Here is a 23,170-nt window from a genome sequence, read left to right as displayed (position 1 = left end):
GTCGAGGCGCTGCAAACAGGGTTGCAGGTCACAGGGTTAGCAGGTTAATAGTTACCACAAGTCAGGCTTGCGAGATGAAACTGAGAATACCACTTTCTCTGCTGGCTGGTAGCATAAAGCATGTAAAAACTCAGGCAGAGGGCGCTAAACACTGGTTTTTAGTGCGTCAGATCTCTATAATCTCGCGCAACCTATTTCCCCCTCGAACACTTTTTAAGCCGTATAAAAACAGGCTGGGACACTTCACATGAGCGAAAAATACGTCGTCACCTGGGACATGTTGCAGATTCACGCACGCAAACTGGCTGCGCGTCTGATGCCTTCCGAACAGTGGAAAGGCATTATTGCCGTCAGCCGTGGCGGTCTGGTACCGGGGGCGCTGCTGGCACGTGAGCTGGGTATTCGTCATGTCGATACCGTTTGCATCTCCAGCTATGACCATGACAACCAGCGCGAGCTGACCGTGCTGAAACGCGCGGAAGGCGACGGTGAAGGTTTCATCGTTATTGATGACCTGGTGGATACCGGCGGTACTGCGGTGGCCATCCGCGAAATGTATCCAAAAGCACACTTCGTCACCATCTTCGCTAAACCAGCGGGTCGCCCACTGGTTGACGATTACGTGATTGATATCCCGCAGGATACCTGGATTGAACAGCCATGGGATATGGGCGTGGTCTTTGTGCCGCCTATTTCAGGCCGTTAATACCAGTACGTAACTTTACACGCCCGGCTATGTCGGGCGTTGTTCTTTTTAGTCTGCACCGCGTTACAATAGACTCCATATGACGTATCCATGGAGGCAACGCAATGACGCAGGCGAATCTCACCGAAACTCTCTTCAAACCCCGTTTCAAACACCCTGAAACGTCGACGCTGGTGCGCCGCTTTAATCCGGGTACCCAGCCAGCCGTCCAGTCTGCGTTAGACGGTAAAAACGTGCCTCACTGGTATCGCATGATTAACCGCCTGATGTGGATCTGGCGAGGTATTGATCCCCGTGAAATCCTCGATGTGCAGGCGCGAATCGTGATGAGCGAAGCCGAACGTACCGACAGCGAACTGTACGATACGGTAGTGGGTTACCGTGGTGGTAACTGGATCTACGAGTGGTCTAAGCAGGCGATGCTCTGGCAGCAAAAAGCCAGTCAGGAAGAGGATGCCACGCGCAGCGGCAAGCACTGGCTGCACGCCGCTAACCTGTACGGGATTGCCGCCTACCCCCATTTAAAAGGCGATGAACTGGCCGAGCAGGCTCAGGCGCTGGCGAATCGCGCCTATCAGGAAGCGGCTCAGCGCCTGCCGGGCCGGATGCGTGAACTTGAGTTCACCATTTCTGGGGGGGCGTCCGTTACCGGGTTCCTGCATATGCCTGAAGGTGAAGGCCCGTTCCCGACCGTCCTCATGTGCGGGGGGCTGGATTCGCTGCAAATCGACTATTACAGCCTGTATGAGCGCTACTTCGCACCAAAAGGGATCGCGATGCTGACGCTTGATATGCCCTCCATCGGTTTCTCATCCAAATGGAAACTGACTCAGGATTCCAGCCTGCTGCACCAGCATGCGCTAAAAGCACTGGAAAATATTCCGTGGGTTGACCACACCCGCGTAGCGGCATTTGGCTTCCGTTTTGGGGCGAACGTCGCGGTGCGTCTGGCCTACCTTGAATCTTCTCGTCTGAAAGCCGTCGCCTGCCTTGGTCCGGTTGTTCACGCTCTGCTCAGCGATCCTGCTCGCCAAGGGAGCGTACCTGAAATGTACCTTGATGTACTGGCCAGCCGTCTTGGCATGCATGATGCATCAGACGAAGCGCTGCGCATTGAACTCAATCGCTACTCGTTAAAAACGCAAGGGTTGCTGGGACGTCGCTGCCCAACGCCGATGCTGTCGGGGTTCTGGAAAAACGATCCGTTCAGTCCGGAAGAAGAGTCGCGCTTAATCACTTCGTCATCTGCGGATGGCAAATTGCTTGAGGTGCCGTTCAGCCCGGTCTATCAGAATTTCGACAAAGCACTGAAAGAGATTACGCGCTGGATCGCTCAGAGATTGTGTTAAGAGATTGCTAAATTTTGCTGGTTTGGTAAAACAGTGGCTTCACAAAAGGAGATCGCAATGACGTTACCGAGTGGACACCCGAAAAGTAGACTGATTAAGAAGTTTATGGCTCTCGGCCCGTATATTCGAGAAGAGCAGTGTGAAGAGAATCGCTTTTTTTTCGACTGCCTGGCTGTATGCGTCAACGTGAAGCCTGCACCCGAAAAACGTGAATTCTGGGGCTGGTGGATGGAAATGGAAGCCGAGGAAAAACGCTTCACTTATAGCTACCAGTTTGGCCTGTTTAATAAAGACGGCAACTGGCAGGCCACTACCATTAAAGATCAGGAAGTGATTGATCGCCTCGAATATACGCTGAAAGAGTTCCACGCGAAGGCAAGCGCGTTGCTGGCAACCCTGGATCTCAAGTTCGAGCCTGCGGATGACTTTTCCAGCGAAGCGGTGAAGCTGACTGCCTGATGGTGTCACGACGCCGGGTGGCGGCTTCGCTTACCGGGCAAAAAAAACCGGCATCAAGCCGGTTTTTTATTTCGCATAATCAGAACTGGTAGGTCATACCCAGAGCAACGATGTCATCGCTGCTCACGCCCAGTTTATTTTTGTCGTCAATCTGGTTGATTTTATAATCTACAAACGTGGACATATTTTTGTTGAAGTAATAGGTCGCGCCAACGTCAATATATTTCACCAGATCTTCGTCACCAATACCTTCGATATCTTTGCCCTTAGACTGGACATAACCCAGGGATGGACGCAGACCAAAGTCGAACTGATATTGTGCGACGACTTCAAAGTTCTGTGCTTTATTTGCAAAACCACCCGAGATTGGGGTCATGTTGCGGGTTTCTGAATACATGGCGGCCAGATAAATATCGTTCGCGTCATATTTCAGACCGGTTGCCCATGCTTCGGCTTTGTCGCCCTGACCACGCGCCAGCAGGTTCTGAGCATTGGTGCGGTCAGAGTTGGTGTACGCGCCGCTGACTGCGAAATCGCTGCCGCCGAAGTCATAGGACAGAGAGGTACCAAAACCGTCACCGTTCTGTTTCTTGGCGTCACGGTTTTCGTTTTTACCCTGGTATTGCAGCGTCATGTCCAGGCCGTCAACCGCGCCGAAGAAGTCGGTGTTACGGTAGGTGGCAAGACCGGTAGCACGCTTGGTCATGAAGTTATCAGTCTGCGCGGAAGAGTCGCCGCCGAATTCAGGGAACATATCGGTCCATGCTTCGACGTCATACAGGGCACCCAGGTTACGACCATAATCCAGAGAGCCAAAGTTTTTCAGCTTCAGGCCCGCGAACGCCAGACGGGTTTTCTGAGAGGAGTCGCTTTCGGCTTTGTTACCTGCAAATTCAGATTCCCAACGGCCATAGCCCGTCAGCTGATCGTTAATCTGTGTTTCGCCTTTAAAACCGAAACGAACGTAAGTCTGGTCGCCGTCTTTAGTGTCATCATCACTGATGTAGTGCATGGCTTTAACTTTGCCGTACACGTCCAGTTTATTACCGTCTTTATTATAAACTTCAGCTGCGTGAACGGATGCAGAAGCCACTACGCCCATAACCACTAATGCCAGAGTGCTCTTTTTCATTTTCGATCCTGTCTTATAAACGCGCTAAAAAATTCGCTGGACGATAAGCTCATGCTTAAGTCCCGTGAAAAAACAGAAAGGGTTTTATCGTTCTGGAGTGAAACTTTTATGACAAACTAAGAATAATTTTAAAAAACTGTGATTTATTATTTCGGTAATAAATTTGTCAAATTCTCCCGCTACGCTTCCTGATCCCGCGCAACAAAGTGTTTCTCGATGTGCTAAGGCAGTTGGCAACGGGGCTCACTCCTGCTAAAACGTTCGTTCGACATTACTTTCCCTTATCGTTGAACGGCAGAGAATCATGAGTGACAGCCAGACGCTGGTGGTAAAACTCGGTACCAGTGTTTTAACAGGCGGATCGCGCCGCCTAAATCGCGCCCACATTGTTGAGCTTGTACGTCAGTGCGCTCAGTTGCATGCCGCAGGGCATCGTATTGTTATTGTGACCTCCGGGGCGATTGCTGCCGGGCGTGAACACCTGGGTTACCCCGAACTCCCCGCGACGATCGCCTCCAAACAGCTGCTGGCCGCCGTGGGGCAAAGCCGACTCATTCAACTCTGGGAACAGCTGTTCTCTATCTATGGCATCCACGTCGGGCAGATGCTGCTGACGCGTGCTGATATGGAAGACAGAGAGCGCTTCCTGAACGCCCGCGATACCCTGCGCGCGCTGCTGGACAACAATATCGTTCCGGTCATAAACGAGAACGATGCCGTTGCTACCGCTGAAATCAAAGTGGGTGATAACGATAACCTCTCTGCGCTGGCGGCGATTCTGGCCGGTGCCGATAAACTACTGCTTCTGACCGATCAGCAGGGGCTGTTCACCGCCGATCCGCGCTCCAACCCGGAAGCTGAGCTGATTACCGACGTTCACGGTATCGACGATGCGCTGCGCGCCATAGCCGGCGACAGCGTGTCTGGCCTGGGAACGGGCGGTATGGGGACCAAGCTGCAGGCCGCGGACGTGGCGTGCCGCGCCGGTATCGACACCATCATTGCAGCGGGCAGCCGCCCCGGCGTGATTGGCGACGTGATGGAAGGCATTTCCGTTGGCACCCGCTTCCACGCCCAGGAATCCCCGCTGGAAAACCGTAAACGCTGGATATTTGGTGCGCCACCTGCGGGCGAGCTGGTCGTTGATGAAGGGGCAACCGCCGCGATTCTGGAACGAGGAAGTTCATTACTTCCTAAAGGAATTAAAAGCGTGACAGGCAACTTCTCCCGTGGTGAAGTGATCCGTATCCGTAACCTCGAAGGCCGCGACATCGCTCACGGCGTAAGCCGTTATAACAGCGATGCCCTGCGCCGTATCGCGGGTCACCACTCGCAGCAGATCGACGCCATTCTGGGCTATGAATATGGCCCGGTTGCCGTGCATCGCGATGACATGATTATTCGTTAAGGAGCCAGAACATGCTGGAACAAATGGGCGCCGCCGCGAAGGCCGCCTCTTACAAACTGGCGCTCCTTTCCAGCCGCGAGAAAAACCGCGTGCTGGAAAAAATCGCTGATTATCTGGAATCACAGTCCCAGGAGATTTTGCTCGCCAACGAGCAGGATCTGCTGGAAGCCCGTCGTAACGGTTTGAGCGAAGCGATGCTCGACCGCCTGGCGTTGACGCCGGCGCGCCTGAAAGGCATTGCCGACGATGTCCGTCAGGTCTGCAATCTTGCTGACCCGGTAGGGCAGGTGATCGACGGTGGGCTGCTCGACAGCGGTTTACGCCTTGAGCGCCGTCGCGTGCCGCTCGGCGTTATCGGCGTTATTTATGAAGCTCGTCCAAACGTAACGGTTGATGTCGCTTCCCTGTGCCTGAAAACCGGTAATGCCGCTATTCTGCGCGGTGGGAAAGAGACCTGGCGCACTAACGCCGCGACGGTAAAAGTCATTCAGCAGGCGCTGGAAGAGTGTGGCTTGCCCGCGGGTGCCGTGCAGGCGATCGAGAGCCCTGACCGCGCGCTGGTCAACGAAATGCTGCGCATGGACAAATACATCGACATGCTGATCCCACGCGGCGGTGCGGGCCTGCACAAGCTATGCCGCGAGCAGTCGACGATCCCGGTGATCACCGGCGGTATCGGCGTGTGTCATATCGTGGTGGACGACAGCGCTGAGATTGAACCGGCGCTGAAGATTATCGTGAACGCGAAAACCCAGCGCCCAAGCACCTGTAACACCGTAGAAACGCTGCTGGTGCATCAGGGTATTGCGGGCACCTTCCTGCCGGCCCTGAGCAAACAGATGGCAGAGAGCGGCGTGACGCTGCATGCTGACGCCAACGCGCTCGCGCTGCTGCAGAATGGCCCGGCGAATGTCGTTCCTGTAAAAGCGGAGCAGTACGACGACGAGTTCCTGTCGCTGGATCTGAACGTGAAAATCGTTACCGATCTCGACGACGCCATTGCGCACATCCGCGAACATGGGACGCAGCATTCCGACGCGATCCTGACGCGCACCCTGCGCAATGCCGATCGTTTCGTGAACGAGGTGGATTCTTCCGCGGTATACGTCAATGCCTCAACGCGCTTCACCGACGGCGGCCAGTTCGGCCTCGGCGCAGAGGTGGCGGTCAGCACGCAGAAGCTGCACGCGCGTGGCCCGATGGGCCTCGAAGCACTCACCACTTACAAGTGGATCGGCTTCGGCGACGATACGATTCGTGCGTAAATAATCACGGGTGATGCAAAAATAGCCGTTTGATTCAAAAGGGCATTGACGCATCACCCGGATAGATCTAACCTTTTGCCCCGTGGTTACGCTCGTAACCGGCCTCTCAGGGCCGATATAGCTCAGTTGGTAGAGCAGCGCATTCGTAATGCGAAGGTCGTAGGTTCGACTCCTATTATCGGCACCATCTAAGAAAATCAATCACTTATCATAAAAATTCTAGCGAATTATATTTTCAATTATCAGTCAGTGGTACTTGTTCGCGTATAGACTATTCCCACTAATAGATTTTACGATGCAGATAAATCATATAAGAAGGGCAGTTTATGAGCGCACAGGCGGAGGAAGGAACTTTACGCCGAATGACGTTGGGCGAGATTGCAATGGCTCGGAGAGTGTTTGGTGATTCGATAGTTTATAGCCGTGTCTGGATTCATTGTGACAGCTATTTACCATTCGGCCTTCAGAAACAGAACTACGCGATGACCCCAAACGGGGAACTATGGTATAGAAAAACAATGTACAGAGAGGATTTCTCTGCGAACTCGGCTTTCGTCGAAGATAAATATGTTTTTATCCATGAGTTGGGGCATGTGTGGCAGCACCAACACGGGCAATGGGTGAAAATGCGCGGTGCTTTTAGCTGGGCTGCTGAATATACATATAGATTGAATAAAGACAAACTCACTGATTATTCTCTTGAACAACAGGCATCCATTCTTGCTGATTATTGGCTGCTGCTGGTCTATGGGATCAGTAAGTGGTCTTACTATCAGAGACCTGGGCGAATGGGAATGTACAGGGGCGTAGATATGTTGCAGGATGTCCCTTCGCTTTATCAGAAAATCGTAACAGGGAAGGGGCGTAAAACATGAAAAACAAAATGCTGCTGGGGGTCGTATTTCTCTTAACCGGATGCCCTGGGCCTGGTGATCGAATGGTAGATCGAGAATCTACAACGGCATTTATCAAAGACAATCAAGTTTGTGTGGTGTCACCGCTGGCGCCACATGAACGGATCGCTGCTATTCAAATCAACAGCGATAATAGCAACTCTCTTCACAAGATTTTCGATGACAAGCCTGTTTATGTACCGAAGGGTGAGTGTCTCCCTGTATTCGGATTTAAGTTTAAATCTGGAGAGCGGTATAACTTCGCGTATGACATCCAATCTGATAAATCAGAGTCACATTTAGTCACTGCTGAATTTTCTTATCCCAACGAATAGGGGGCAGAAAGCCCCCTTATTCTTAACGGCGCGTAAATGCCAATCTGAGACCTAATCCAATGAATGTCACACCAACAATCCGATCCAGTATTTTTTGTAATCTTCTGTTTTGTGAAACGGTTCCAGCAGCACTACCTGCAAGTACGGCGAATGTTAAATCAGTCATAAAAGCGATCTGTATTGGCACACTAAATTTGTATAAAAAAAAACAGCCCCTGATTGGATGCTAAAAACGTTAGCCAAAGAAGTGGATACTTTTATTGAGTGTTATAAAGACAGGCTGGATGAAGAGTTCAACATTCGATATGCATTTGATTTTTTCACCTGAGCTGTGGAATTCGACACCTTTCGATTTCCTGATGACAGTGCGCAGACTTGCTGCCCACTCTTGATAAAGGGAACCATCAAGGCTTCTTACGCATTATGCGCTAAGTTCCCCCGACAGCTCCGCTAAACCATCACACATCTCCTGCAGCTCATTAAACATCCTTGCTACATGGAAACCATCGCACACGGAATGATGAACCTGAACCGCGAGCGGCAACAGCACTTTTCCATCCTGTTCGTAGTATTTTCCAAACGTGAACATCGGGGAAAAGAAGTTCTTCATGTGCGCAATATTCATATTAAAGTTCGTAAACGTTACCCACGGAATAGACGATACGAAAAAGACATTTTCCCGGGACTCTTCCTTAGGCCAGTATGAAAGGTTATTTCCATAGCGGGCGACATCTTCTGCATACGTGTCCTGGAAGTGATGAATATTGCCATCGTAGTGGCTCCATAATGACGAAAACGTCTCCGTTTCTTGATGGAAAATCGTATAGCTTGGATGAATTTCATTCCATATGACAAGCTCATTGTCCTTTATGGCCATACGGAACTCAGAATGCCGGTTCATGATTTTAGACAGGAGGAAAATAATAGTCGGGTAAAACTTCCAGCCAACCTCTTTGATATGTTTTCGCAGCGCGGTAATATCGATCAGAACAGTTTGGTTAATTGTACATTCAGCAAATGACTGAAATACCTCAAAGTGTTCCTTCCTTGGCCAACGAGATAAGTCAACAGGCGTATATTCCGGGACGGTCTTTTTCATTTTTTAACCTTGATTCGCAATCATCTGAATGGTGTTGGGCCAGAAACAACCGCAAAACCCTTTCAACCGTATCTGATCTTCCTGTCAATCTCAGGCTGCGGCTTTCCGAACAGATATCCCTGCACCAGATCGCAGCCAAGCACCTGAAGACGTTCAAGCTGTGCTTCGGTTTCAACGCCTTCTGCAATGACCCTCATATTAAGGCTCTTCGCCATACCGGTAATCAGTTTGACGATATTAAGCGCATCATCCTGCGTGGATATCGGGTTCACGAAGGATTTGTCGATTTTAATTTTATCAAAATTAAGCTCACTCAGTCTGGAGAGCGACGAATATCCCGTTCCGAAATCATCGATAGAAATTTTCACACCCAGCGCTCGGAGCTTTTTGAGAATAGTGAGCGGGGTGTTGCTGTCACTGAAGAGCGAAGACTCTGTCACCTCTAACTCAAGTCGGCTAGCTGGCAGCCCTGTCTCTTTCAGGATGGACTGTACCATCGTCGTAAACGATTTATTACCCAACTGAATAGGCGAGACGTTCACAGAGATCCTTGCTGGAACCGCCCAGGAAACGGCTTCCCGGCAGGCAAGTTCAAGCACAGTTTTGCCGATCTCATTGATCATCCCCGTTTTTTCAGCGACAGAAATAAAGTAATCAGGTGACAGCATTCCCTTCACCGGGTGTATCCAGCGAATAAGGGCTTCATAGCCATAAATTTCATTGCTGAATGAATCGACAATAGGCTGGTAATAAACAACGAATTCATTGTGATCGATCGCCAGGGCCATATCATGTTCAAGGGTTCTGCTTTCCTGTAACCTTTGCAGCATCCACTGACGGAAGACTTTTATCTGCTGTGAACCTTCTTTTTTGGCTTCGTAGAGAGCCAGATCGGCAAATTTATAAAGATAATCAGAGCGCCGTTCATTATCAGATAAAACGATACCCACACAGGTGGCAATTTTTATCAGTTGGTTATTAATCGTGTAGGGCTGGCTGATTTGATCGCTAATTTCTTTGGCGCGCGAAACTGCCGCGTTTTCGGTCAGTCCGCTGGACAGAAGGGCAAACTCGTCTCCGCCCAAACGGTAAAAGGTATCTGAAGCACTGCTCATCGAGGTGAGTCGCCGGGATACCTGATTCAACAGTAAATCGCCGGCATCATGGCCATAGGTATCGTTGACCTCTTTGAACCGGTCTAAATCAAATAACATCACCGTGACGGGGATATGGTTTTTATCTGCCTGAAGATTAATTTTGTTGAGATCGTCCCAGAAGAAAAGGCGGTTTTTCATGCCGGTGAGGGAATCATGATAAACATCATATTCCAGCTTCGCATTCTGAATTTGCAGTGTTTCTTTTGATATCTGAAGTTCGTCAGCAAGGCTTTTAACCTGCATGTGAGCTTTGAGAATATTTTTATTCTGATAGATCATTAAAAACCCAAGAATGAAGCTTAATATCACCAGGAGTAATGAAAGGGCCGAGTAAATATAGTAAAGAATCTGTATTTTATGATTGGATTCATTAACCGTGTTAATGTCTTTTGTTAATGCCGTTGCAGAAAGTTGGCTTAGCGGCGCATCGAGAACATGCATGTTTGTTAGATATGCTTGTAACTCTGAGTGGCTCATTTTTTCAAGATTGCCATCCAGATAGGCCAGTATTTCCTCTAAGCGTGCAGCAAGTTCCTGATGCATTTTATCGCTGTCAATATAGCGACCTAAATCTCCCCCCTTCATTAAGTCGCTCTGGCTTAGCATAATTTCGAGACGCATGCGGACCTGGTCTATCGTAACGTCATCAGTATCCGTTGCGTATAGACCAAGCCATGATTCAAATCGATAGTACTCTGATACCAGTTGTGCCACGGACCAGGACTCAGTGTATTGAGTCAGTTTTTGCAATTCCTGCTGACGATCATAAACAAGGAATGCAATATATCCTGTCGTGATAAAAAGAGAAAAAATGATACCAACCAGTATCCTGTTCATTATGTTCTCCTGAACTGCTATTCAATCTTCATTTTGCTAACCTGCCATGCTGATCGCGAGTAATAAATCTGATTATTCAACTCTGGAAGACTGTCATAGGGGTATACAATGAATGATGGACCTTTATCGCGGATGCGCATATATTCGCCGTTGACCTTTAAGGCAAGTATGGCGTTGTATTTTTTGAAATCGCTGAGAGGGATCACGGTAGAGTAATCATTGAGCGCAATAACGTTAATGTTAGTACCCTTCGCACCCACATAATCCATGAGTTTGCTCATCGGGACACCCTCAAACTTAGTCCGACCATTATACCAGGGGGAGGTTGTCTCGAAACTCACCACACCCAGTTTTTCAAGGCTGGCGAGATCAAACACTGCTTTTCCATTTTCATTCGTATTTTCTATATTACCGTAAATCGTTAAAATGGGTTTACCAACTGGTTTTGGCAGTTCGCCAGCCCAGGTTACACTTTGTACCAGACAGCATAACAGCAGTAGGGTTAATCGCATTTTGGCCTCCACTTTTTTACAGAAGTATAAGAATTATAATTTAGATATCACACGAGTTGATATATTTTGTTGTGGAGCAAGGATTTTTATCGTTTTTATTGATGTAATGTGATTTTTATCAATGGGTTAGGTGTTTTTAGTGGCAGGGTGTTTGATGGTCGAACGACGCTTAACTTTTTGATAAAAGCTAAAATTGCGGGCATAAATGCACTTGTGTTTAAAAAATGTGCGCTTTAATTGATTGATATTATCTTCCACCACCATAGTGGGGCTTTCGTGGCTTTTTGGGGGGCGCGAGTTTTAAGACAAATTACGCGCCCCGGCTGTGTCCGTTGTTTCAGGATGACGACGATAAGCGAGGCCACGAACATTCCGATTACGGTATATCCAATACCGCTATCCTGACTTCAGCTTCTCCTGGGCGCTGACGTCGACTTACCCCCTTTCGCCATACTGGCAAAAACAGCGTCCCGGTAGATCCACGCATGAACTAATGCAGCAGAGAGATGGACCAGCACCACCGCAAAAAGTAACTTTGCCAGAAGGCTGTGGGCGTCGTGGCACCATGCATACAGTGCCGGGCTGGTAGGGGCAATCGGAGGCAGGTTGATACCGTCAAACATCACAATCGGCACGCCCGCCGCCGACAGCTGTGCCCAGCCCAACAGTGGCATTGCCAGCATTAACGCATACAGCACCCAGTGTGATGCTTTTGCAGCAAGCACCTGCCAGACGGGCAAGTCGGCAGGAAGAGGGGGCGTTCGGCTAATGAGCCGGTTGGCCAGACGAACCAGTGCCAGCAGTAAAATGGCGATACCCAATGGCCGGTGCAGGTCGATTAACCAAATCCGATGATGTAATGACGTCATCATGGCGGCGCCGATGAACAGCATGGCCAGGATCATCACCGCCATCAGCCAGTGAAGGCTTCGTGCCAGGGTATTGAAATGCTGCGGAGCGTGCTCACGCATGCGTTTATTCGAGCTCATTTTACCTCCTGCTTTTGCACGGCTTCGGTGGCCTTGCCGTAACCGATTTCCCGCTCGCGGCGACTGAAGGAGTGCGAGTAAGCTGCAGAACGGGCATTTAAGATGGGATCATCCGATACCGCAACGCCCGCCGGAACAATTGAGGGATCGAAGTTAACGTCGCGGCACGCGCCCACGGATTGCGCTTCGACACGCGTCACTTCCAGCGTGCCGGCCACCAATTGCTTGCGATCCTCCGGCCAGGGCTGTGAAGGGTCATCCACCGGATCGCCCGGCTGTGCGAGCTGCAAAACGTAATCCCAGTAGAGTGGCTTCTGTTCGAGACGCTGGCGCAGGTTTTCGAACAGGAAATTGTCATCCGCTTTCTGGCGCTGTTCATCGCTCAGCGAGAAGTAAGGATCGTGCGGATGCATCATCCAGCGAACGGGTTGTCGATCCCCCTGCGCGTTCACAAGGTAGAAGGCGTTGATGCTGTAAAACGTCGCGCCGGCGAAGCTGCCGGGGGCGGGTTTTTGCGCCGCCCATTTAAGGTATTTCTCTGCCTCCGGGTACGCTTTCAAAAAGTCTGCGATACGCTGCGGATCCGGCTTGCCGGTGGCTGCATCAACAGCAGTGGCTTTGCGCAAGGCCAGAAACCCTTCCGGGTTGTGTGTGGCGAAGTAAGGCTCGTTGTTCATCGCCATCCGCCATTGTTGCTTGTCATCCGTCTTCAGCAACAGTGCCATACTCAGAGTTTTGGTCGTGCTATCCGGGGCATGTGGATCGCCAGTACCAATAGAGAATCGGCCCACCACGGGGATTTCCGGCTGCGAGAAGAGGCGGGAGGTTGACAGAGAAACCGCTGAGCCGTTTGGCACAAAGGTTCCGGCAAAGCAGATGCCTTTACCATGCGCACGGCGAAAGCCAGGCGGGAAGGGTTTTGGTGTTTCACCTACCAGCGTCTGGCTGACGGTGCGTGACCCAAGCCAGCCCGCCGTCCACGCAAAAGCGGATGCCAACGTACCCGCGATCACAGCGATCGACGCCAGGGCACCCCAGGTTTTTTTGGACCTCAAATCCAGTTTCGACATAGACGTTTTTCCATAAAAAATATCATCACATGCCGGGCACAACGTATCGTGTGCGGTACGTGTTAATACAGTGGCGAATATGACTCGATTATATGAGGCCTGGGAAATAAAGAGAGAATATCACGAAAAGTTTAACACTCTCCGTCGTCACGAAGCCGGGGCTACTTATCACAACGGGAATTGTGACCGGTACATGTCCCCACTGAGAAAGAGTGACGAAATAGATCCATTGACTTAAATCATGATATTTCTTTCATTCGCCACTTATCGTGTGCATACCCCTTCCGTAAAACGAGTCAAGAAAATGAAAAAAAGGCCATCCTTGATGGTGCTTTGCGCTGTGTGCTGCTTATTTGCTGCGGACATTGCTATGGCAAAAAATAGTTCAGTTTCCAGTGAACAGGTTAAAGAGAACGTTATTGCAGAGTCGATTGCATCTTATCCCGGAGTATGCGCCTGCCCTTTTAACCAGGCCAGAAACGGAAGCGCCTGTGGAAGACGCAGTGCATGGAGCAAAGCAGGAGGCTATGCTCCGATTTGTTATAAAAACGAAGTGACGGATGAGATGGTAAAGCAGTGGCGTGAAAATAATAGCTAGCCCGCTTCCAGCATTCCAAAGCTTACTATCCGCGCCCGGCCCAGCTCTTTCGCCCGGTATAAAGCCACATCCGCTGCGCGCAGCAGGTTGTCAGTCTGGGTATGTTGCGGGTAGCTGGCAATGCCAATCGACACATCCACCGGTCCAATCTCTGTCAGCCCGTAGCGAATCGACAGCTCATGCACGCCGCTGTAAATCTTCTGCGCGCAGGCGTACGCCTCTGCTTCATCGGCACCGGAAAGCAGAACCAGAAACTCCTCACCCCCATAGCGGAATGCCAGCCCGTTATCATGTGCGGCCCGTTGAACAATCGACGCCACGGTTTTGATCACTAGATCGCCCGCTTCATGACCGAACCGGTCATTAATGCTCTTGAAGTGATCGATATCGATCATCATGCAGCTTAACGGCACGCCGCTGCGCATCGCCTGTGTCGTTTGGGTTTGCAGGGTATCTTCCAGATGATGACGGTTACGCAGCCCGGTGAGCGGGTCAAACAAGGCTTTTTCCAGCAACGCGTCGCGCAGTCGTTGGTTGGCCAGCGCCAGACCGAGCGCCTCAGCCATCAGTTCCAGATACGCGCGGGAAGGGGCATTGTCCGCAGTGATATTCTGGAAGGAGAGCAAACCAATGGCCTCGCCCTGGGCGATAAGCGGCACGCACAGCGAGGTTTCCGCCTGTGATGGCGGAAGATGGTAGCAGGCGATATCCGGCTCACCGTTTACCGGCGGGTGGCTCTGCCCGCGACGTACGGCCCAGCACTCGTCCGGGTGGAAGGTTGTCTCTTCACCAACCGGTGAAAGCCAGTGTGCGACGCAGCGCATCTGCCACGGATCGCGGTCAAGAATGTAGAGTCGGCCCGCTATCCCCGGCGCAATGTTGGGGGCAAACAGCTCCGCCACGTTAATCACATCGTTAAAGTTCTCACACCCCTGCAGCCGCTGGGTCATGCGCGCCAGCAGCTCGCGGATGGCCCAGTCGGCATCGCGCTCTCTTTCCAGACGCTGTCGCGCAAGGCCGTTTTCACGGAAGATGCTGATGGCCTGGGCCATATCGCCGATCTCATCAATCTGGTTGAAATTGGGCGTTTCAACCGCGTAATCCTGTGACGCCAGGCGGTGCACCACGTCGCTCAGGCGCACCACGGGGCGCAGCACGCGGCGTTTTAATATAAAGCCGAGAACAAACAGGAACAGCAGGGCGGTCAGGCCGACCATTACCTCAGAGGCCGTACGCAGCGCTTTCGATTTTTTTGTCGCATCTTTTACGGAGCCGATGACGCGTTTGTCGAGGATCTGGCGAAAGTGGTCGATCTGGTTCTGCGCGCGCTCCAGCTCCTGCTCATAGGGGGCGCCATAGAGCAGGGCAACAGCCTGAGCGTCTTCTCCTTGCTCAAGGCTGGCGAGCGCGGTTTGCTGCTCGTCCTGCAGTTCATCAACGATTTTTATCCCTTCATGCAGCAGGGACAGTTCTTCATCCGATGCGCCATTATCCTGCAACTTTTCCAGCCGTAGCTCGATGTTCTTCAGACTGTTTTCTGCCTGGCTATATTCCTTGAGAATCTGTGGATCTTTTTTAATGACGTACAGCCGTGCTAAATCGGACTGCGCCCAGATATCGGTTTCGATATCTTCGGTGAGCTGATCAAATTTCTGCCGTTGTTCAACGGCCTGACGTTCGATGGTATCAGCATTGGACGCCATCAGCATGATGATGCCGGAGGCGATGGTCAGGCAGACCGTGGCGCCATAGGCCCAGTTTGTTATCGTCGCGATTCGCACCAGATGATCCTTTTACGACATGAGTAGGATGGCGTTCTTCAAATTATAGAAAACGTTTGATTTAAGGCGAAAAAAAAAGGCGGCACAGTGCCGCCTGGTGTGGTCTATATCGTCACATCCCTACAAATCTGGAGGATTTTTTCCTTCTTCGATGAAATCCGCGTCCAGCTCTTCGGCGTTACCTTCGTGATCGCGCCCTGAGAAGAGGTTCCAGCAGGCGATAAACAGCGCGGCAATGAGCGGCCCAATCACAAAGCCGTTAATGCCGTACAGCTCCATACCGCCGAGGGTGGAGATCAGAATCAGATAGTCCGGCATTTTTGTGTCTTTCCCCACCAGCAGCGGACGCAGAATGTTGTCCACCAGTCCGACAATGATGACGAAGAAGCCGACAATAAACAGACCCTGCCAGAGCTGATGCGTGGCGAAGAGGAAAATGGCGGCAGGCACCCAGACAATCGCCGAGCCGATGGCGGGCACCAGGGAGAGGAACGCCATCAGCGCGCCCCAGAGCACGCTGCCGTCAATACCCGCAATAGCAAAGGCAATCCCGCCGAGTATGCCCTGAACCACGGCCACCGCCGCCGTCCCTTTTACCGTGGCACGCGACACGCCGACGAATTTGGCGAACAGGTGTTGCTTGGCGAAATCAGACAGGGGCAGGGAGTCGAGGATTTGGCGCACCAGATACGGGCCGTCTTTCAGCAGGAAGAACAGCAGATACAGCATGATGCCGAAGCTAATCGCAAAGCCAAACGTCCCCTTGCCAATCAGAAACGCGCTGCCGGCGAGATATTGCCCGCCCTGCAGGGCGACATCGGAGAGTTTTTTCTGGATTTGCGCCGCGTTGGTCAGGTTGTGATCCGCCAGGAAGCCGCTGACCCAGTCAGGCAGGTGATTGAAGATGCTCGCCACTACTTCCGGGAACTGGGTGTTGTTCTCCTGCAGTTTGGTGTAAACCACGTTCAGCTCAATGGCGAGCGAGGAGAGGATTACCATCAGCGGGATAAAGACGATCAGGCAGATAATACCGATGGTCAACAGCGAGGCCAGCCCGTTGCGATCCCCCAGCGCGGTGCGCAGCTTGTTTTTTACCGGGTTGAAGATGACGGTCAGAATAGCGGCCCACAGTATTGCGGAGAAGTACGGTGAGAGCACGTCGAAGAAGGCCCAGGTCACAAGGGCGAGAATGAAAATAAAGAAACCTTTGGTCAGTCCGTTAAAGCGCATCAGTCAGTCCTGGTTACTAAGAAACAGTGTCGACTATAGAACTGATTGCAGGATTTACCAACCCTTGCGCCGGGGGGGCGGCTGCGCCTTGCCCGGCCTACGGGCAGTGTTGCGGTATGAATCCGTTATTCACGGATACCACTTTCGACTGACCGAAGACTGCCTCTTCCCCCACCATGCTGTAAGTATCTGCTTGCGGAGGTGCTTATGGCCTGGCGTCCGATTCTCTATGTGATCCTCACAACCCACCCCAGACTCAGCGCGCGGCGCGCCCGTTTGCGTCTGGTCATCTAGCTTTTTATTAACATTCGCGGTATAACACACCTTCTTTGGATGTTTAGATGTCCATACGTATAGAAGGTAATATGCAAACACAACAAGAAAATGAGCAGCTTAAGCGCACCATGAAAACACGCCACCTGATTATGCTCTCGCTGGGCGGCGTGATTGGGACAGGGTTATTCTTCAATACCGGATACATCATTGCGACGACCGGGGCGGCGGGCACGCTGCTGGCGTACCTGATAGGCGCGCTGGTGGTCTGGCTGGTGATGCAGTGTCTGGGCGAGCTTTCCGTGGCGATGCCGGAGACCGGCGCGTTCCACGTCTATGCCGCCCGCTATCTTGGCCCGGCGACGGGCTACACCGTGGCGTGGCTCTACTGGCTCACCTGGACGGTAGCGCTCGGGTCGAGCTTTACCGCCGCCGGGTTCTGCATGCAGTACTGGTTCCCGCAGGTGCCCGTCTGGGCGTGGTGCGTCGTCTTCTGCGCGGTGATTTTTGGCCTTAACGTCATCTCCACGCGCTTCTTTGCGGAAGGCGAGTTCTGGTTTTCGCTGGTGAAAGTCATCACCATCATTGCCTTTATTATCCTCGGCGGCGCAGCAGTCTTTGGCTTTATCCCGATGAAGGACGGTACACCCGCACCGGGTTTAAGCAATATCACCGCCGAAGGCTGGTTCCCGCACGGCGGCCTGCCGATCCTGATGACCATGGTAGCGGTGAACTTTGCCTTCTCAGGGACGGAGCTCATCGGGATCGCGGCGGGTGAAACCGAAAATCCGCACAAGGTGATTCCGGTCGCTATCCGGACCACCATCGCGCGGCTGATAATCTTCTTTATCGGTACCGTGTTTGTGCTGGCGGCGCTGATCCCGATGCATCAGGCGGGCGTGGAAAAGAGTCCGTTCGTGCTGGTGTTTGAAAAGGTCGGTATTCCTTACGCGGCGGATATCTTTAACTTTGTGATCCTGACGGCGATCCTCTCGGCGGCGAACTCCGGGCTGTACGCCTCCGGGCGCATGCTGTGGTCGCTCTCTAATGAGAAAACGCTGCCGCGCTGCTTTGCCAGGGTGAACAAAAACGGCGTGCCGCTGACGGCGCTTTCGGTTTCCATGCTCGGTGGCGTGCTGGCGCTGTTCTCAAGCGTTGTGGCTCCGGACACGGTGTTTGTCGCGCTCTCGGCGATTTCTGGCTTTGCCGTGGTGGCGGTCTGGATCAGCATCTGCGCGTCGCACTTTGTTTTCCGTCGTCGTCATCTGCAGTCCGGCCAGCCGCTCTCTGCGCTGCAGTATCGTGCACCGTGGTATCCGCTGGTGCCGGTGCTCGGTTTTATCCTCTGCGTGGTGGCCTGTGTCGGCCTGTGGTTTGACCCAAGCCAGCGTATTGCCCTTTATTGCGGGCTTCCGTTTGTTGCCCTGTGTTATGGTGCCTACTACCTGACCCGAAATATGACATCGCAGGAGCCTGAACATGTCGCAGAATAATCCGCTTACCGCCATCCTTGAAAAACAGCCGTTTGTGGTGCTGGATGGCGCGATGGCGACGGAGCTGGAAGCGCGCGGCTGTAACCTTGCAGACAGCCTCTGGTCTGCCAAAGTGTTGGTTGAAAACCCGGATCTTATCCGCGAAGTTCACCTGGACTACTATCGGGCTGGCGCGCAGGTGGCTATCACCGCCAGCTATCAGGCGACGCCTGCCGGCTTTGCGGCGCGCGGCCTGGACGACGCGCAATCCCGGGCGCTGATTGGCAAAAGCGTGGAGCTGGCGCGTAAGGCGCGAGAAGCGTATTTGGCCGAAAACCCGCATGCGGGCACGCTGCTGGTGGCGGGATCCGTTGGGCCGTACGGCGCGTATCTGGCGGATGGATCTGAATATCGCGGCGACTATGTGCGCAGTGCCGATGAGTTTACGGCTTTTCATCGCCCGCGCGTGGAAGCATTGCTGGACGCGGGTGCGGACCTGCTGGCCTGCGAAACGCTGCCCTCGTTTGGGGAAATCAGGGCGCTGGCGGCACTTCTGGCTGAGTATCCTCGCGCCCGGGCGTGGTTCTCGTTTACCCTGCGAGACAGTGAACACCTGAGCGACGGCACGCCGCTGCGTGAGGTGGTCGACGCGCTGGCATGCTATCCGCACATTGTCGCGCTGGGCATTAACTGTATCGCCCTGGAAAACACCACGGAGGCGCTGAAACATCTGCAAAGCCTGACCGCGCTACCGCTGGTGGTCTATCCGAATTCGGGTGAGCATTATGATGCGATAACCAAAACCTGGCACCACCACGGTGAAGCGTGCGAGACGCTGGCGGGGTATCTGCCGCAGTGGCTGGAGGCCGGGGCGAAGTTAATTGGCGGATGCTGTCGCACTACGCCGAAGGACATTGCTGGGTTGACGGCTCAGCGCTGAGGTCTTTGCCGGGTGGCGGCTGCGCCTTACCCGGCCTACAAATTGCACTCACCGAAGGCCGGGTAAGCGCAGCGCCACCCGGCTAAAACGAACCGCACAAATTTCGCTATCTTTTCCCGCTTTTTATCTAAAAACGAATCGTTATTAGCGATTCGTTTTTATTCCTTTATCAAAATTCCTCTGCCGGAAATACTGCCCTCATAACAACAAGGGGAGCAGGCACTATGGCAATTTCATCGCGAATCACATTACTCGGCGCACTGGCGCTGTGGGCTTTTCAGGCGCAGGCGGTGGACGTCACCGTCGCGTATCAAACTTCTGCGGAACCGGCGAAAGTCGCCCAGGCGGACAACACCTTTGCGAAAGAGAGCGGGGCGAAAGTCGACTGGCGTAAGTTCGACAGCGGGGCGTCCGTGGTGCGCGCGTTAGCGTCCGGCGATGTGCAGATCGGCAATATCGGATCCAGCCCGCTGGCGGTGGCGGCCAGCCAGCAGGTGCCGATTGAAGTGTTCCTGCTCGCCTCGCAGCTCGGTAACTCTGAAGCGCTGGTGGTGAAGAAAAACATCACCAAACCGGAAGACCTGATCGGCAAGCGTATCGCCGTGCCGTTTATCTCCACCACCCACTACAGCCTGCTGGCGGCGCTCAAACACTGGGGCATCAAACCGGGTCAGGTGCAAATCCTTAACCTTCAGCCACCGGCGATTATCGCGGCCTGGCAGCGCGGCGATATTGACGGGGCTTACGTCTGGGCACCGGCAGTGAACGAGCTGGAAAAAGATGGCACCGTGCTGACCGACTCCGAAAAAGTGGGCCAGTGGGGGGCACCAACCCTCGACGTGTGGGTCGTGCGCAAAGACTTTGCCGAGAAACACCCTGACGTCGTGAAAGCGTTCGCCAAAAGCGCGATTGACGCCCAGCAGCCGTACATCTCTAACCCGGATGAATGGCTGAAGCAGCCCGCCAACCTGGAAAAACTGTCGCGCCTGAGCGGCGTGCCGCAAGCGGACGTGCCGGGACTGGTGAAAGGCAATACCTATCTGACGCCCGCGCAGCAGGTGCAGCAGCTGACCGGCCCGGTGAACAAAGCGATTGTTGATACCGCTACCTTCCTGAAAGAACAGGGCAAAGTGCCCGCGGTGGCGGCGGATTACAGCCAGTACGTGACCGACCGCTTTGTGAAATAAGGAGTTCGCCATGCTGAATATTACAAATCTCTCTGCCGATTACGGTGGCAAACCCGCGCTGGAGGACATCAACCTGACGCTGGACAGCGGTGAGCTGCTGGTGGTGCTGGGCCCGTCCGGGTGCGGAAAAACCACGCTGCTGAATCTGATCGCCGGGTTTGTACCTTACCAGCATGGCACTATTCAACTGGAAGGCATAAAGGTGGAAGGCCCGGGCGCGGAGCGCGGCGTGGTCTTCCAGAATGAAGGATTGCTTCCCTGGCGCAACGTGCAGGAAAACGTGGCGTTTGGGCTACAGCTTGCGGGTGTCCGCCGCGAACAGCGGCTGGAAACTGCACGAGAGATGCTCAAAAAAGTGGGGCTGGAAGGCGCGGAGAAACGCTTTATCTGGCAGCTTTCCGGCGGCCAGCGCCAGCGCGTAGGTATTGCCCGCGCGCTGGCGGCAAACCCGCAGCTGTTGCTGCTGGATGAGCCTTTCGGGGCGCTGGATGCCTTCACCCGCGAGCAGATGCAAACCCTGCTGTTGCGCCTGTGGCATGAGACGGGCAAGCAGGTTCTGCTGATCACGCATGATATTGAAGAGGCGGTATTTATGGCCACCGAACTGGTGCTGTTATCGCCGGGGCCGGGCCGCGTGCTGGAGCGCTTGCCTCTGGATTTTGCCCGCCGTTACGTTGCGGGAGAACCCGTGCGCAGCATCAAATCCGATCCGCTGTTTATTGAACAGCGTGAATACGTCTTAAGCCGCGTGTTTGAACGACGGGAGGCTTTCTCATGAGCATCGTCTTCAGTGAAAAAACGCGCCGCACGCGCCTCGCACTGCGCTGGCCGTTCTCCCGTCAGATAACCCTCAGCGTCGGCACGCTGCTGGTATTGCTGGCGGTGTGGTGGGCGGTTGCTGCCCAGCAGTGGGTCAGCCCGCTGTTTCTGCCGCCGCCGGGACAGGTGCTGACCAAACTCATAACCATTGCCGGGCCGCAGGGCTTTATGGACGCCACGCTCTGGCAGCATCTCGGCGCAAGCCTGACGCGCATTCTGGTGGCGCTGCTGGCGGCGGTCATCATCGGCATTCCCGTGGGGATTGCGATGGGGCTGAGCCCGACGGTGCGCGGCATCCTCGACCCGCTGATTGAGCTTTACCGCCCGGTGCCGCCGCTGGCGTATCTGCCGCTGATGGTGATCTGGTTCGGCATCGGCGAGACGTCAAAAATCCTGCTGATTTACCTGGCCATTTTTGCGCCGGTTGCTATGTCCGCCCTCGCGGGGGTGAAAAGCGCCCAGCAGGTGCGGATCCGCGCGGCGCAGTCGCTCGGGGCCAGCCGTACGCAGGTGCTGCTGTTCGTGATTTTACCGGGCGCGCTGCCGGAGATTTTAACCGGACTGCGCATCGGCCTTGGCGTGGGCTGGTCAACGCTGGTGGCGGCAGAGCTGATCGCCGCCACGCGAGGGTTAGGGTTTATGGTGCAGTCGGCGGGAGAATTTCTGGCGACTGACGTGGTGCTGGCAGGGATTGCGGTCATTGCTGCGATCGCCTTCGGATTAGAACTGGGGCTGCGCGCGTTACAGCGCCGTCTGACGCCCTGGCATGGAGAAATACAATGAGTGAACGTCTGACCATTACCCCGCTGGGGCCGTATATAGGCGCGCAGGTGTCGGGCCTGGATGTGACCCGTCCGCTGAGCGATAACCAGTTTGAGCAGCTGTACCACGCGGTGCTGCGCCATCAGGTGGTGTTCCTGCGCGAGCAGGCGATCACTCCGCAGCAGCAGCGCGCGCTGGCGCTGCGTTTTGGCGACCTGCACATTCACCCGGTCTATCCGCATGCGGAGGGCGTGGAGGAGATTATCGTCCTCGACACCCACAACGATAACCCGCCGGATAACGATAACTGGCATACCGATGTGACCTTTATCGAGACGCCGCCGGCCGGGGCCATTCTGGCGGCGAAGCTGCTGCCGGATACCGGCGGCGATACGCTGTGGGCCAGCGGCATTGCGGCGTTTGAGGCGCTGTCGGCGCCGTTGCGGACGCTGCTGAGCGGGCTGCGTGCAGAACACGACTTTAAAAAATCGTTCCAGGAATACAAGTATCGCAAGAGCGAAGAGGAGCATCAGCGCTGGCAGGAGGCTGTCGCGAAACATCCGCCGCTGCTGCACCCCGTCGTGCGCACCCATCCGGTGACGGGCAAGCAGGCGCTGTTTGTGAACGAAGGGTTCACGACGCGCATTGTGGACGTGACGGAAAAAGAGAGCGAGGCGTTGTTAAGTTTCCTGTTTGCGCATATCACCAAACCGGAGTTTCAGGTGCGCTGGCGCTGGCAGGAGAACGATCTGGCGATCTGGGATAACCGCGTAACGCAGCACTATGCGAACGCGGACTATCTGCCGCAGCGGCGGATTATGCAGCGGGCGACGATTTTGGGGGATAAGCCGTTTTACCGTGCGCCTTGATTGCCGGGTGGCGGCGTTGCCTTACCCG

Annotated in this window: 22 protein-coding genes and 1 tRNA gene; 15 read left to right on the top strand and 8 right to left on the bottom strand. The window is 53.7% G+C overall.

Annotation, left to right across the window (positions count from 1 at the left end):
- Positions 1-247 precede the first annotated feature (247 nt).
- The 3 genes from gpt to crl all read left to right on the top strand — a co-directional run bounded on the left by gpt (position 248) and on the right by crl (position 2,514).
- Positions 248-706, top strand: a complete 459-nt coding sequence (gene gpt / locus PYW49_RS08930; RefSeq protein WP_010427903.1) for a xanthine phosphoribosyltransferase — start codon at positions 248-250, stop codon at positions 704-706.
- A 104-nt stretch (positions 707-810) separates the two neighbouring features.
- Positions 811-2,055, top strand: coding sequence for an esterase FrsA (frsA, locus tag PYW49_RS08925; protein ID WP_134349042.1), 1,245 nt, complete (start codon positions 811-813; stop codon positions 2,053-2,055).
- A 57-nt stretch (positions 2,056-2,112) separates the two neighbouring features.
- On the top strand, positions 2,113-2,514 hold the full coding sequence (crl, locus tag PYW49_RS08920) for a sigma factor-binding protein Crl (protein WP_045330370.1): 402 nt from the start codon (positions 2,113-2,115) through the stop codon (positions 2,512-2,514).
- Positions 2,515-2,593: 79 nt separating this feature from the next.
- Here the strand turns inward: crl and phoE are convergent, their stop codons facing one another.
- The gene (phoE, locus tag PYW49_RS08915) at positions 2,594-3,646 is read right to left on the bottom strand and encodes a phosphoporin PhoE (RefSeq protein ID WP_320386265.1); all 1,053 of its coding nucleotides are present in this window, start codon (positions 3,644-3,646) and stop codon (positions 2,594-2,596) included.
- A 304-nt stretch (positions 3,647-3,950) separates the two neighbouring features.
- Here phoE and proB point away from each other — a divergent pair, with 304 nt between their 5' ends.
- The 5 genes from proB to PYW49_RS08890 all read left to right on the top strand — a co-directional run bounded on the left by proB (position 3,951) and on the right by PYW49_RS08890 (position 7,547).
- Complete coding sequence (gene proB, locus PYW49_RS08910) at positions 3,951-5,054, top strand: glutamate 5-kinase (protein WP_008501877.1); 1,104 nt, start codon at positions 3,951-3,953, stop codon at positions 5,052-5,054.
- 11 nt (positions 5,055-5,065) lie between these two features.
- Positions 5,066-6,319: a glutamate-5-semialdehyde dehydrogenase gene (gene proA / locus PYW49_RS08905; RefSeq protein WP_320386264.1), complete on the top strand. Its 1,254-nt coding sequence runs from the start codon at positions 5,066-5,068 to the stop codon at positions 6,317-6,319.
- A 111-nt stretch (positions 6,320-6,430) separates the two neighbouring features.
- Positions 6,431-6,506 (top strand) — tRNA-Thr (locus tag PYW49_RS08900).
- Positions 6,507-6,645: 139 nt separating this feature from the next.
- On the top strand, positions 6,646-7,194 hold the full coding sequence (locus PYW49_RS08895; RefSeq protein WP_320386263.1) for a type IV secretion protein Rhs: 549 nt from the start codon (positions 6,646-6,648) through the stop codon (positions 7,192-7,194).
- Positions 7,191-7,547, top strand: coding sequence for a putative T6SS immunity periplasmic lipoprotein (locus PYW49_RS08890; protein WP_320386262.1), 357 nt, complete (start codon positions 7,191-7,193; stop codon positions 7,545-7,547). The genes PYW49_RS08895 and PYW49_RS08890 overlap by 4 nt, the downstream gene beginning before the upstream one ends.
- A 421-nt stretch (positions 7,548-7,968) precedes the next feature.
- Here PYW49_RS08890 and catA read toward each other — a convergent pair whose 3' ends face one another.
- The 5 genes from catA to PYW49_RS08865 form a co-directional block, all read right to left on the bottom strand.
- A complete protein-coding gene (gene catA, locus PYW49_RS08885) occupies positions 7,969-8,646 on the bottom strand; it encodes a type A chloramphenicol O-acetyltransferase (protein ID WP_320386261.1) in 678 nt (225 codons plus the stop codon).
- A gap of 62 nt (positions 8,647-8,708) precedes the next feature.
- Complete coding sequence (locus PYW49_RS08880) at positions 8,709-10,640, bottom strand: putative bifunctional diguanylate cyclase/phosphodiesterase (RefSeq protein ID WP_320386260.1); 1,932 nt, start codon at positions 10,638-10,640, stop codon at positions 8,709-8,711.
- Positions 10,641-10,657: 17 nt separating this feature from the next.
- Positions 10,658-11,152: a molybdopterin-dependent oxidoreductase gene (locus PYW49_RS08875; RefSeq protein ID WP_134349054.1), complete on the bottom strand. Its 495-nt coding sequence runs from the start codon at positions 11,150-11,152 to the stop codon at positions 10,658-10,660.
- Positions 11,153-11,559: 407 nt separating this feature from the next.
- The gene (locus PYW49_RS08870) at positions 11,560-12,141 is read right to left on the bottom strand and encodes a cytochrome b (protein WP_320386259.1); all 582 of its coding nucleotides are present in this window, start codon (positions 12,139-12,141) and stop codon (positions 11,560-11,562) included.
- Complete coding sequence (locus PYW49_RS08865; RefSeq protein WP_320386258.1) at positions 12,138-13,211, bottom strand: catalase family peroxidase; 1,074 nt, start codon at positions 13,209-13,211, stop codon at positions 12,138-12,140. Before PYW49_RS08865 ends, PYW49_RS08870 begins: the two co-directional genes overlap by 4 nt.
- A gap of 304 nt (positions 13,212-13,515) precedes the next feature.
- On the opposite strand from PYW49_RS08865, the gene PYW49_RS08860 reads away from it, so the two are divergent.
- Positions 13,516-13,809: a hypothetical protein gene (locus PYW49_RS08860; RefSeq protein WP_320386257.1), complete on the top strand. Its 294-nt coding sequence runs from the start codon at positions 13,516-13,518 to the stop codon at positions 13,807-13,809.
- Here PYW49_RS08860 and PYW49_RS08855 read toward each other — a convergent pair.
- The gene (locus tag PYW49_RS08855) at positions 13,806-15,590 is read right to left on the bottom strand and encodes a diguanylate cyclase (protein ID WP_320386256.1); all 1,785 of its coding nucleotides are present in this window, start codon (positions 15,588-15,590) and stop codon (positions 13,806-13,808) included. The genes PYW49_RS08860 and PYW49_RS08855 overlap by 4 nt on opposite strands.
- Positions 15,591-15,710: 120 nt before the next feature.
- Entirely contained in the window at positions 15,711-16,820 is a 1,110-nt protein-coding gene (locus tag PYW49_RS08850; RefSeq protein ID WP_320386255.1) for an AI-2E family transporter, read from the bottom strand.
- A 365-nt stretch (positions 16,821-17,185) separates the two neighbouring features.
- Here PYW49_RS08850 and mmuP point away from each other — a divergent pair, with 365 nt between their 5' ends.
- From mmuP to tauD, 6 genes are all read left to right on the top strand, one after another.
- Positions 17,186-18,586 (top strand): S-methylmethionine permease, encoded by a 1,401-nt coding sequence (gene mmuP, locus PYW49_RS08845; protein ID WP_320386254.1) that lies wholly within the window; start codon positions 17,186-17,188, stop codon positions 18,584-18,586.
- The gene (gene mmuM, locus PYW49_RS08840; protein WP_320386253.1) at positions 18,573-19,505 is read left to right on the top strand and encodes a homocysteine S-methyltransferase; all 933 of its coding nucleotides are present in this window, start codon (positions 18,573-18,575) and stop codon (positions 19,503-19,505) included. Before mmuP ends, mmuM begins: the two co-directional genes overlap by 14 nt.
- Before the next feature lie 224 nt (positions 19,506-19,729).
- A complete protein-coding gene (gene tauA / locus PYW49_RS08835) occupies positions 19,730-20,692 on the top strand; it encodes a taurine ABC transporter substrate-binding protein (protein WP_134349062.1) in 963 nt (320 codons plus the stop codon).
- Between the two features lie 10 nt (positions 20,693-20,702).
- Positions 20,703-21,470 (top strand): taurine ABC transporter ATP-binding subunit, encoded by a 768-nt coding sequence (gene tauB / locus PYW49_RS08830; protein ID WP_320386252.1) that lies wholly within the window; start codon positions 20,703-20,705, stop codon positions 21,468-21,470.
- Positions 21,467-22,294: a taurine ABC transporter permease TauC gene (tauC, locus tag PYW49_RS08825; RefSeq protein ID WP_134349064.1), complete on the top strand. Its 828-nt coding sequence runs from the start codon at positions 21,467-21,469 to the stop codon at positions 22,292-22,294. The genes tauB and tauC overlap by 4 nt, the downstream gene beginning before the upstream one ends.
- Positions 22,291-23,142: a taurine dioxygenase gene (tauD, locus tag PYW49_RS08820; RefSeq protein WP_320386251.1), complete on the top strand. Its 852-nt coding sequence runs from the start codon at positions 22,291-22,293 to the stop codon at positions 23,140-23,142. The genes tauC and tauD overlap by 4 nt, the downstream gene beginning before the upstream one ends.
- Positions 23,143-23,170 lie beyond the last annotated feature (28 nt).

The organism is Enterobacter chinensis (genome assembly GCF_034008295.1).
GTDB classification, from domain to species: domain Bacteria; phylum Pseudomonadota; class Gammaproteobacteria; order Enterobacterales; family Enterobacteriaceae; genus Enterobacter; species Enterobacter chinensis.
This window is presented reverse-complemented; position numbering and strand designations above follow the sequence as displayed.